We start from the raw sequence: 11,226 nt of genomic DNA on the forward strand, positions 1-11,226 counted from the left end.
GGTCGGGGTATCGTATTCAACGTGAGAAGTGTTGATGGTGATACCACGCGCTTTTTCTTCCGGCGCGTTATCGATCTGGTCGAATGCGCGGGCGGCACCGCCGTAGGTTTTAGCCAGTACGGTAGTAATGGCAGCGGTCAGCGTTGTTTTACCATGGTCAACGTGGCCGATAGTACCGACGTTAACGTGCGGTTTTGTACGTTCAAACTTTTCTTTAGACATCGATTGTCCCTCTAAGACACGGATAAATCGGTGATATCACCACATCAACCAGGCAACACGCCCGACTTGTTGAATGCTAATAAACAGAAGAGAAAAACAGGAAGGAGAAAAGAAGTGGTGCTGATAGGCAGATTCGAACTGCCGACCTCACCCTTACCAAGGGTGCGCTCTACCAACTGAGCTATATCAGCACATCTTGGAGCGGGCAGCGGGAATCGAACCCGCATCATCAGCTTGGAAGGCTGAGGTAATAGCCATTATACGATGCCCGCATCCTGGAACTCGGCTACCTGATTTTCATTCTGCACTGAATATCGAGAGAAACTCTCTTTATTCGAGCCGGTAAGCGAACTTATCGTCTCGGGCTGCGCCATCGCGCGGCCGAAAATGGTGGTGGGGGAAGGATTCGAACCTTCGAAGTCTGTGACGGCAGATTTACAGTCTGCTCCCTTTGGCCGCTCGGGAACCCCACCGGACTTGATGGTGCCGACTACCGGAATCGAACTGGTGACCTACTGATTACAAGTCAGTTGCTCTACCTACTGAGCTAAGTCGGCATCAAGTAGCGCGCATTCTATGGAGACCTGCGTGCTCATGCAACTAAAAAATTGCATAAAATGTTCTATCGCTCACATTTTGCGCTATAAGAGACAAAAATGCTCTAATTTCAAACAAGAGAGCATAAATTTTCGGCATTTTACTGACCGTCTGACCAGGATACGACGCGGCATTTCAACGTTCCGTCGATAGAAAGCAATCTTCTGTATCTGGTATATTCGTCACATTGCTTCTCAGGGATAGCTTTCACAGCGAGATTTTTTCTTATTATTCCTCCCCATCTGGTGTTACCCTCCTGCCCATTGTCCAAATTAACTTAAATGTGACGTGCCGTTGCATGTCAGGGATGGCCCTCGTTCATCGCTGAACTGATGTAGCAATAGCAGCCAGAAACATGCTTATGAGTATAAAAGAGCAATCGTTAATGACGCCTTACCTACAGTTTGATCGCAGCCAGTGGGCTGCGCTTCGCGATTCTGTGCCGATGACCCTGACCGAGGATGAGATCGCGCAGTTAAAAGGCATTAATGAAGATTTATCGCTGGAAGAAGTTGCAGAAATATATTTACCTCTCTCCCGTTTGCTAAATTTCTATATCAGTTCAAATCTGCGTCGTCAGGCTGTCCTGGAACAGTTTCTGGGCACTAACGGCCAGCGAATCCCTTACATCATCAGTATCGCGGGCAGCGTCGCAGTGGGTAAAAGCACGACAGCACGCGTTCTGCAAGCGTTGCTGAGTCGCTGGCCGGAACACCGCCGTGTTGAATTGATTACCACTGACGGCTTCCTCCACCCAAACCAGGTGTTGAAAGAACGCGGGTTAATGAAGAAAAAGGGGTTCCCCGAATCGTATGATATGCACCGACTGGTGAAATTCGTTTCTGACCTCAAGTCGGGCGTACCGAACGTGACGGCGCCAGTCTATTCTCATTTGATTTACGATGTTATTCCTGAAGGGGATAAAACCGTCGCTCAGCCTGATATATTGATTCTTGAAGGTTTGAACGTTTTACAAAGCGGTATGGATTATCCTCACGATCCGCACCATGTATTTGTCTCTGATTTCGTTGATTTCTCTATTTACGTTGATGCGCCAGAAGAACTTCTTCAGACATGGTATATCAATCGCTTCCTGAAGTTCCGCGAAGGGGCGTTTACCGATCCTGACTCTTATTTCCACAATTATGCGAAATTATCTAAAGAAGAAGCTGTTAATACAGCAGCTTCGCTTTGGAAAGAAATTAACTGGTTGAATTTAAAGCAAAATATCTTACCTACACGAGAACGTGCCAGCCTTATTATGACCAAGAGCGCTAACCATGCGGTGGAACAGGTAAGATTACGAAAATAACAGAAAAAAGGGGAGTACCGACTCCCCTTTTTTACTATTCGGCGCTTCGCAGCGATATTTCTCCGCCCATCCAGGGTTTAATCACGCCATCCTGTTCAAGCAATAATGCGCCCTGAGTATCAATGCCGCGAGAAATACCAAATATTTCTTTGTCGCCAATAATCAGTTTTACCGGACGATCAATAAAATTATCCAGTTTTTTCCAGCGCGAAAGATAAGGAGAAAGACCTTCTTGCTCAAAAAGCTCAAGCGCAGCACGTAACTTATAAATCAGCTTTGCGGCCAGCATATTGCGGTCGAGCGTAATTCCGGCCTCCTGCAACGTGATCCATCCCTGATTTATCACGTCCTCTTCTACACGACGCATTGCCATGTTAATACCAGCGCCAATCACTATTTGTGCGGCATCGCCCGTTTTACCGGTTAACTCAACCAGGATACCCGCCAGTTTGCGGTCCAGCAGGTAGAGGTCGTTAGGCCACTTCACACGAACTTTATCTGCGCCCAGTTCACGCAGCACTTCCGCCATCACAATTCCAATGACCAGACTCAAGCCTATTGCCGCCGCAGGCCCCTGCTCCAGACGCCAGTACATTGAAAGATATAGATTCGCACCAAACGGTGAGAACCATTTACGCCCGCGACGACCACGCCCTGCCTGTTGGTATTCTGCTACACAGGCATCGCCTGAACGCAGCTCGCCAATTCGATCAAGTAAATACTGATTGGTTGAATCGATAACGGGCAATACCGCCACGTTTCCGCTATCCAGTTGGCTATGTATACGGTCAGCATCCAGTAACTGGATGGGTTCCGGTAAGCTATATCCTTTACCGGGAACGGTAAATACATCTACTCCCCAGTCGCGTAATGTCTGGATATGTTTATTAATTGCCGCACGGCTCATTCCCAGCCGTTCACCCAATTGCTCGCCTGAGTGAAACTCTCCGTCGGCAAGTAGTGAAATCAGCGTCAGGGGAACGGTAGTATCTTTCATGCAATGCTCTCCACAGCGTTCACCTCTCCGAGCTGACCAATAAAGCGAACCTCAGGCTCCAGCCAGACATTAAATTTTTCACCCACTTTTTGCCGGACATGATGCGCCAGCGCCACCACATCTTTACTTGTCGCATTATTCGCATTAATCAATACCAGCGCCTGTTGGCGATGTACCGCAGCGCCGCCAATGGTGACGCCTTTCAACTGACATTGGTCAATCAGCCAGCCTGCCGCCAGCTTCACTGAGCCGTCTGCCTGAGGGTAATGCGGCGCGTTGGGAAATCGTTCTAACAGTTCCATAGCGATATCGGCTGCGACAACGGGATTTTTAAAAAAGCTGCCCGCATTGCCATTCACTTTAGGATCCGGCAATTTTGTGGTGCGCATATGGCATACAGCATCAAACACCTGTTGCGCGGTGACCGTTTTCGGGTCCAGACGAGTAAGATCGCCATAGGTCAACACCGGCTGCCATTGCTTTGACAAACGCAGACCCACCGCGACGATCGCAACGCGATCCTGATATTCATTTTTGAAGATACTGTCACGATAGCCGAAACGGCATTCCGCCGCGGACAAACGCAGACGTTTTCCCGCTTCCAGTTCAACGCAGTCAACATAGTCGCAGACGCGCTGTAGTTCTACGCCATACGCGCCAATATTCTGTATAGGCGAGGAACCAACGCAGCCAGGGATCAGCGCCAGATTCTCCAGGCCGGGCATGTTGTTGTCCAGCGCGTAGCGAACCAGCTGATGCCAGTTTTCGCCTGCGCCGACGTGTAGGTGCCAGGCGTCCGCGTTTTCATTGACCTCAATGCCTTTCAGGCGGTTAAGGATCACGGTGCCGGCGTAATTTTCCAGAAACAGGACATTGCTTCCTTCACCCAGGATCATAACCGGCAGTCCCTCACGAGTTGCTTGCTGCCAGGCGCTCAGTAGCTGTTGTTCGTTTTCAGCGCGTACGATGTGCTTTGCACAATGATCAATGCCGAAGGTATTCCAGGGTTTTAGGGAGTGAGTCATAACGGCTATTCCTGATGCTGAACCAAGAATAGTGTACCGTATCTGTGTTGGGAAGGCTTGCGGTTTACGGGTAGAAAATAGCAGGAACGATTAAACCAGCCAGACAGAATTAATAAAAAACCATTAAGAACTGTAAAGTTATTTATTATGTACCATTTTGACCTATTTCAAGTTGCTGTAAAAAAACCAGCAAGCCCCCCAGTCATTGACAAAAACACATTACTGGGAGGCACGCACAACATTGTCTCGATAGCTTGTGGGAAGCCATATAAAAAAGATAATTTATTGAACTACTCTTGACAAATCAGATTATATCGAGCTAATACCTGGTCTATCAATTTTTTGGCATAAGTGAGTTTCTCATCACTGATATCGGTAAAAGGAAATATTGACTTTTCATTTACATTAACTCCTCTATAGTTCATAAGAGTTTTTATGATAAGCGAAGGGTTTGAATCCAGGCTATAGATCGGCATTAACCCATGTATCAGATTTGAAAGCTGGAATGTTTTGTCAAAGTCTTTCTTCCGACAGGCATCAACAAGGCTACTAAAAATCTCTGGTACAATATTAGATAAGCCACAAATTCCACCGCAGCCACCTGCTGCTATATTATACAAGAACTGATCATCAAACCCTGAATACATCTGAAAATCTTTTTTATTTATGGCTAAAATGATTTCGTTAGAATGAGCTGGAATCATAACAGAATCTTTCATACCAATAACATTTATATTAGCAGCTACAATTCTTTTTACCGTATCAGCATCCAAAGAGTGGCCACTTCTTTCAGGGTAGTTGTATAGATGAATGTTACATTTTACCGATTTTGCGACCTCATCATAATACTCAAACAAACGATCCGGGTTTAAACCATAGTAATATGGCCCAATGATGAAAACGCCCTGGTAACCGATCTCACTGGCATAATTAGTTAACTCGATAGTTTCAGCAGCATCTAAGCAACCGGTACCAGCATAAAGCTCTACCCTACCATTTGTATGTTTTACGTACATACTGAGCAATGTTTTACGTTCCGCCAAAGACATATTGGTGAATTCGCCCGTAGAGCCTAAAACCAGTATGCCATCCACACCGCCGGCAATAAGGAAATCTATTACCTTTTGATTCCCATCTATATCAACATGGCCATTTTCATCAAAAATAGTAACCGATGGGGTAATTATTTTACACATTGCCCATTTCCCTTTTCGATAGTCGGGTCAATCCCTTTTTTCTGCAATCGCTTCACCCAGAAATTGACTAAGATTGGCGTCAAAATTGCAGTCGTAATGGTAGAAGCCGCAATCTGTGGCATCGCTATGGTAGCAGAGGCAGCAATGCTTTTATCAATTTCAGCAATGGCGGCAGGCGTAGCAACAGCATTACCAGCGGTACTAGCCAAAGCCGCGCCAGCAACTCCCGAACCACCGCTTAGTTTATCCGAAATAATAAGTATTGCGCCGCCAATGAAAGTGGTAATAACCCCCAGTAATATACCAGAAACACCACCAGATATTAGCATTTCCAGGGTAAGACCAGTACCAAGAGCGAATGAGAAGAATGGTATAAATTTAGACGATCCCGCGGACAAAAATTCGCGCATGTTTTCATCTAAGTTACCAATAATCATACCAAAGACAATAGGAATGATGACAGAGAGTAAAGCGCTGAATGGGACACTGACAAGACCAGCAGTACCAAGCGCAATCATAGTAAAAAACGGACCATCATTAAGTGCTGTAACTACATAAGCGCCAGTATCCGTTTTAGTCCCATACTGACCGGTTAAAGCAAGATACAGACCACCATTTGAGTTTGTCATGGCCGCAATAATTGCCAGTGAACTAATACTGAAGAGGTTATCCCCCAAAAAATGGGCAACAAACAGGCCGATCAAAATACCTGTTACAAGTTTCACCACTGTCAGAACACCGCCACGCCAAATGGCTTTCGGAGCCTCTTTGAAAGACATCTGCGCACCGACAATCACAAAAAAGACGGCCATAATAGGGCTTGCTTGTGTCAACGCTGTTACAAACCCTCCCATAGCTAATGCATCAGGAAAAAAGGTTTTCAGTAAGCACCCAAGAAATAAAGGAACTACCATCATACCGCCTGGTATTCTGTCGAGCGTTTTCTTAATTGGTATTTGCATCTTTACTTACTCCTTTATTTAAAATTATCCTTTAAAATACGGGAGAATCGGTATAAACATTAAATGTGCCACCATACCCATATTTTTCTGGTTTGGTTTCCATACCATTTAATACTTCGATCAAATAATCTATTGCTTTTTCACCCATCTCCTCTAAAGAGATACCTTTGGTTATGATTTCACCTGCGTTCAAATCCATATCACCATTTTCCCCGCCCACCATTTCATAGGTTCTGGTATTAGATGAAAGCTTGATGACTGGACAAATCGGATGCGCCATTGGGGTGCCGCGGCCAGTAGAGTAAATTGCTACCTGGGCTCCAGCTGAAAATAAACCCGTCAAAGAAATGGGATCATTACCCGGCCCATCCATGATAAGTAGCCCTTTACGATCGCCGACAGGTTCACCATAGCCAATCACATCTTGAATTGGCGCACTGCCGCCTTTTCTTACACATCCTAATGCTTTTTCCTGGATCGTGGTAAGACCACCATCAATATTACCTTTCGCTAAGGTACGAGAACTTTCTTCACCTAGCAATTTTCTTAGTTTAATTTCCTCGCCATAAATTAAATCATATATTTTATCAGCGACTAATTTACTTACTGAACGTTCGGCAAGTGAATCCTCTGTACCTATCAACTCTGCATTTTCGCTTAAAATGGAAGTACCGCCATTTCTAACAACCCAGTCTGATACATAGCCAATTACGGGGTTTGCTGTCACACCAGATAAGGAATCTGAACCACCGCATTCAGTGCCAAAAACAAGTTTGTTGAGCGGTACCTCCTGGCGTTCTTGCATGGCTGCATCTGCCAGCATTTTTCTGGCTTCTTCTACCGCTTTTGTGATAACAGCCTGACCACCACCATCGTTTTGGACAATAAGCGCCACAATGGGTTTTCCATTACATTGGCGCAGCTCAGCTGCGACTTCTCTGGCATCAAAGTCCTCACAACCAACCCCAATCAAAATAGCGCCATAAATATTAGGATTAGACAGAATACCATTCTGAACAGTCTTCCATCTTTTCCTTTCACCGACATAGTTACAACCATAGGTATGTAACAAAGGGACTACTTCTGGTAGTTTTTTGGCTATCTGATCTACAACACCGGTTGAACAAGCCGCATTTGCCATGACAACAACATGGTTACGGATACCAACCTGGCCATCTGGACGAACATATCCTTTAAATGTTTTCATCTCTATATTTCCCTATTATGTAGTGACTATTTCATCATCTTCTCAGAGTCGACATTATGTACATGTACATGCTCACCTTTAACTATATCTTTAGTTGCATAGCCAAATGATGCACCATACTTAATTGTTGGCTCACCAGTTTTAATGTCACTAAGCGCGATTTTATGTGGCATTTCAACATCATTAATTACAACTATTACCTCTGTGCCAACTAATATCTCCTCACCTGCTTTAATATTATCAATAACGACTGCAACATTATCTCTTGAATCAAGCTTTAGTCCTCTTTTCACTTCTCAACTCCTTTTCAATGATTCTATCGTAAAATTATGCCAACTTATAAACACGGATATATTTATAAAGTAATAGATAAAAACACTAATTCCCATATTTTAAAGCATGCGACACATCAATAATCATATCTTCCTGACCACCAACCATACGCCGTTTTCCCAGTTCTACCAAAATATCACGAGGATTTAGATCAAATTTTTTCGCAGCATTATAAGTATGTAACAAGAAACTAGAATAGACGCCAGCATATCCAAGTGTTAATGCAGCACTGTCAATATATTGTTCGCGCAGCATCATTGGCGCTACCACATCCTGAGCTAAATCCATATACTCATATAGGTCGAGGTTATTTTTTAACCCCATCCTGTCAATTACTGCCGCAAATACCTCAGCTTGTGTATTACCTGCTCCAGCGCCAAGTCCACGACAAGTCACATCAATATATTCAGCACCATATTCTACTGCTGCGATAGAATTAGACACCGCTAAGCCTAAATTGTTGTGTGAGTGGAAACCTACAGGCACCCCCAATTTTTCAACAAGTAAGCCCACGCGAGCTTTAACATCATCTGCCAACATGTAGCCAGCCGAATCAGCAAGATTCACATACTGAGCGCCTGCATCGACAAATATTTTGGCTTGCTCCAGTATCTTCTCTGGTGAAGCCATATGTGCCATCATAAGAAAACCAATGGGCATCATGCCCAACGATCTTGCCGCCTTGATATGTTGAATCGCAACATCTGCTTCTGTTACATGTGTTGCTACACGTACCGCTTTTGCGCCACATTCCTGCGCTTTCTTCAAATCATCAATCGTGCCAATACCAGGAATCAACAGAACAGTAAGTATTGCATTCTTGACAACCGTAGATGCGGCTTTGAGCAAATCTAATTCCGATACTGCCGAAAAGCCGTAATTAATAGAGGAACCAGAAATACCATCGCCATGAGAGAGTTCAATAAAATCGACACCAACACGCTCAAGACCCGCAGCAATAGCAATAACTTGCGCTTCGGTATAGCGATGCATCATCGCATGGCTTCCATCCCGCAATGTTGTATCGACAATGTGTATTTTTTTCTTATTTAACATGCTTATGCTTCCTTGCTTATTCGCTTAGCCACTTCTTCCGCAGCCGAGATCGCCGCTGCATTAATAATATCCAGATTACCCGAATATTTAGGTAAGAAATCTCCAGCACCTTCTACCTGAACAATAACCGTCACCATATTGCCATCTATAATCGGAGGTACCCGCAGGCTATATCCTGGAACATATTTTTGTACATCCGCGACGATCTGATTTACAGACTCTTCTATCGCCTTCTTATCAGGTTTTCTTACGATAGAATAAATCGTATTCGACATCATAAGAGGTGGCTCAGCAGGATTTAATATAATCAGAGCTTTGCCTCTATCTGCCCCCCCTACTTCAACAAGTGCTTTTGCTGTCGTTTCAGTGAATTCATCAATATTTGCTCTCGTACCCGGCCCTGCGGATTTAGAAGAAATGCAAGAGACTATTTCCGTATATTCTGAATCTGCTACACGATTAATTGCATATGCTATAGGAATCGTCGCTTGCCCACCACATGTCACCATATTATAGTTATCTGTTTTCTGCCCCAGTAAATGCTCTAAATTAACACAAGGCACAACAAAAGGCCCAATTGCAGCGGGAGTCATATCAAATACGATTTTGCCTGCATCTTTTAATATAGGAGCGTTATTTATATGCGCAGTAGCACTTGTCGCATCAAATACAATTTTTATTTCCGGATCATCTGCTATTGCATGTACACCGTTTATAGAAGTATTTACGCCATGTCTGGCCGCACGTTTAATCCCCTCAGACGCATAAATCCCCGCCATACATTTTATATCTATATATTTGCTACGCATTATTTTATACATTAAATCAGTACCTATATTCCCAGGCCCAATAATGCCAACTTTTACTTTCCCCATAAATATTCTCGCTTAATTTTCTAATACAAGTTGACTATTAACTTGCATTTAAAATAAAATACATACTTACTAACACATTAAACATATGATCATTACAGCATAAAGAGCATATATAACATGGCAACCACAAAAAATATTCAGTCGATTGAACGGGCTTTCGCCATTTTAGAACTCTTTCAGAAAAACCGAGAAGAGTTAGGCATCAAGGAAATCTCACAAATGCTAGATCTTAATAAAAGTACCGCTTTCGGCTTTGTGAATACGCTATTCTCCCTTGGCTATCTCCACCAAAATGAGCAAACCCAACGCTATTCTTTGGGACCTAAAGTTCTTGGCTTATCGAATGCAGCACAGATACACAACATTATTATCCGCTCAGCTCACCCCTATCTGGAGATGCTTTCTGACCAATTCGGCGAGACCGCGCACTGTGCCGTTGAAGCTCATGGGAGTGTCATCTATCTCGATAAAGTAGAAGCACAAGGTGCCATTTACATCAATACACAAATAGGGGCAAAAAACTACATCCACTGTACGGGTGTAGGAAAATGTATCCTGGCTTACATGCCTACCGAACGGAAAGAGGCCATTTTAAGTCGTAAATTAACGACAATGACCTACAACACCTTAAGCAAAGCCGACCAATTAAGAGAAAATTTGTCCCTGGTTGTCCAACGTGGCTACGCTATCGACAATGAAGAAATTGAGATCGGACTTTCCTGTATTGCCGTGCCTGTATTCAACGCTCCCAATAAAGTCGCATGCGCTATCAGTATCTCTGGCTTCACCCCCAGAATGCAGGAAAGCGATAAACAAGAGAAAATGATCAAAACACTGCAACAATATTCGCAAGAACTTTCTGTTAAACTATATCAGTATCATCCGCACGAAGAGTTTAAACAAAGTCGTTAATCAAGCCATATGTTGTCGCCTTACGCAAATCCGTCAATGTAGAATCAGATACGACAATAAAGAACAAAGTGATTCTAGCACCATCAATTACTCTGTCAACTATCTGCCTCTTAAATTTTATCGTTTTGGGATCAAGAGACAGAACGGGGCGTGAGTCGTACATATGGATATTTGCTTCGCAGGTGCAGGATGGACGAGCAGAAGATTCAGTGAGAAATTTCAAGAGAATGAAAAAGAAAAGGGCCATCCTGATGGATGGCCCTTTTCTTTAACTGATACTTCCCGGCTTACGAATCACTGCGTGTTCCCACTCCAGACCCTGACGTTACTCTCTGTCATGATGAAGAGATTAGTTGAACATGCGTTAACGCTGGCGCCGGGGTTGACAACCAATGTTAACGAGCAGAATGCACAAGCTGTTGTATTCTATAAGAAAATGGGATTTAAGGTGACGGGACGTTCGGAGGTTGACGATCTTGGGAAACCGTATCCATTGTTGAATTTAATTTATCCGTGAGTAGCAGCGCTGTCT

Annotated in this window: 12 protein-coding genes, 4 tRNA genes and 1 pseudogene; 4 read left to right on the top strand and 13 right to left on the bottom strand. The window is 44.0% G+C overall.

The genetic code is table 11. The annotated features are described in order from the left end of the window. The 5 genes from ACLD11_RS21180 to ACLD11_RS21200 form a co-directional block, all read right to left on the bottom strand. Window positions 1-222: GTP-binding protein (locus ACLD11_RS21180; RefSeq protein WP_000031665.1), on the bottom strand; the 222-nt coding region annotated here is incomplete at its 3' end. 115 nt (window positions 223-337) lie between these two features. Next, window positions 338-413, bottom strand: a tRNA-Thr gene (locus ACLD11_RS21185). 6 nt (window positions 414-419) lie between these two features. Beyond that, window positions 420-494 (bottom strand) — tRNA-Gly (locus ACLD11_RS21190). A 116-nt stretch (window positions 495-610) separates the two neighbouring features. Next, a tRNA-Tyr gene (locus ACLD11_RS21195) sits at window positions 611-695 on the bottom strand. An 8-nt stretch (window positions 696-703) separates the two neighbouring features. Beyond that, window positions 704-779, bottom strand: a tRNA-Thr gene (locus tag ACLD11_RS21200). Window positions 780-798: 19 nt separating this feature from the next. On the opposite strand from ACLD11_RS21200, the gene ACLD11_RS21205 reads away from it, so the two are divergent. Both ACLD11_RS21205 and coaA read left to right on the top strand, forming a co-directional pair. Continuing rightward, window positions 799-972 carry a hypothetical protein gene (locus ACLD11_RS21205; RefSeq protein ID WP_001621476.1) on the top strand — a complete coding sequence of 58 codons (174 nt, stop codon included), beginning with the start codon at window positions 799-801 and terminating at the stop codon, window positions 970-972. Between the two features lie 208 nt (window positions 973-1,180). Continuing rightward, complete coding sequence (gene coaA, locus ACLD11_RS21210; RefSeq protein ID WP_000023068.1) at window positions 1,181-2,131, top strand: type I pantothenate kinase; 951 nt, start codon at window positions 1,181-1,183, stop codon at window positions 2,129-2,131. A 34-nt stretch (window positions 2,132-2,165) separates the two neighbouring features. Here the strand turns inward: coaA and birA are convergent, their stop codons facing one another. From birA to ACLD11_RS21250, 8 genes are all read right to left on the bottom strand, one after another. Then, window positions 2,166-3,128 (bottom strand): bifunctional biotin--[acetyl-CoA-carboxylase] ligase/biotin operon repressor BirA, encoded by a 963-nt coding sequence (gene birA / locus ACLD11_RS21215; RefSeq protein WP_000655746.1) that lies wholly within the window; start codon window positions 3,126-3,128, stop codon window positions 2,166-2,168. Next, a complete protein-coding gene (gene murB, locus ACLD11_RS21220; RefSeq protein ID WP_411015341.1) occupies window positions 3,125-4,153 on the bottom strand; it encodes a UDP-N-acetylmuramate dehydrogenase in 1,029 nt (342 codons plus the stop codon). Before murB ends, birA begins: the two co-directional genes overlap by 4 nt. A gap of 290 nt (window positions 4,154-4,443) precedes the next feature. Then, on the bottom strand, window positions 4,444-5,349 hold the full coding sequence (locus tag ACLD11_RS21225) for a dihydrodipicolinate synthase family protein (protein WP_411015342.1): 906 nt from the start codon (window positions 5,347-5,349) through the stop codon (window positions 4,444-4,446). Continuing rightward, entirely contained in the window at window positions 5,337-6,305 is a 969-nt protein-coding gene (locus ACLD11_RS21230) for a 2-keto-3-deoxygluconate permease (protein WP_139763222.1), read from the bottom strand. Before ACLD11_RS21230 ends, ACLD11_RS21225 begins: the two co-directional genes overlap by 13 nt. A gap of 37 nt (window positions 6,306-6,342) precedes the next feature. Further along, window positions 6,343-7,518, bottom strand: coding sequence for a UxaA family hydrolase (locus ACLD11_RS21235; protein ID WP_000846756.1), 1,176 nt, complete (start codon window positions 7,516-7,518; stop codon window positions 6,343-6,345). A gap of 26 nt (window positions 7,519-7,544) precedes the next feature. Continuing rightward, complete coding sequence (locus tag ACLD11_RS21240) at window positions 7,545-7,811, bottom strand: UxaA family hydrolase (RefSeq protein ID WP_001663244.1); 267 nt, start codon at window positions 7,809-7,811, stop codon at window positions 7,545-7,547. Window positions 7,812-7,896: 85 nt separating this feature from the next. Then, window positions 7,897-8,907 carry a 4-hydroxy-2-oxovalerate aldolase gene (gene dmpG, locus ACLD11_RS21245; protein WP_411015343.1) on the bottom strand — a complete coding sequence of 337 codons (1,011 nt, stop codon included), beginning with the start codon at window positions 8,905-8,907 and terminating at the stop codon, window positions 7,897-7,899. A 2-nt stretch (window positions 8,908-8,909) separates the two neighbouring features. Continuing rightward, window positions 8,910-9,782, bottom strand: a complete 873-nt coding sequence (locus ACLD11_RS21250; protein ID WP_061372516.1) for an acetaldehyde dehydrogenase (acetylating) — start codon at window positions 9,780-9,782, stop codon at window positions 8,910-8,912. Window positions 9,783-9,899: 117 nt separating this feature from the next. Here ACLD11_RS21250 and ACLD11_RS21255 point away from each other — a divergent pair, with 117 nt between their 5' ends. Then, a complete protein-coding gene (locus tag ACLD11_RS21255; RefSeq protein ID WP_061372515.1) occupies window positions 9,900-10,694 on the top strand; it encodes an IclR family transcriptional regulator in 795 nt (264 codons plus the stop codon). A gap of 343 nt (window positions 10,695-11,037) precedes the next feature. Next, window positions 11,038-11,211, top strand: a pseudogene (locus tag ACLD11_RS21260) (GNAT family N-acetyltransferase); the annotation flags it as partial. Between the last annotated feature and the right edge of the window lie 15 nt (window positions 11,212-11,226).

The organism is Salmonella sp. 741265116_PST (assembly GCF_046567715.1).
GTDB classification, from domain to species: Bacteria; Pseudomonadota; Gammaproteobacteria; order Enterobacterales; family Enterobacteriaceae; genus Salmonella; species Salmonella enterica.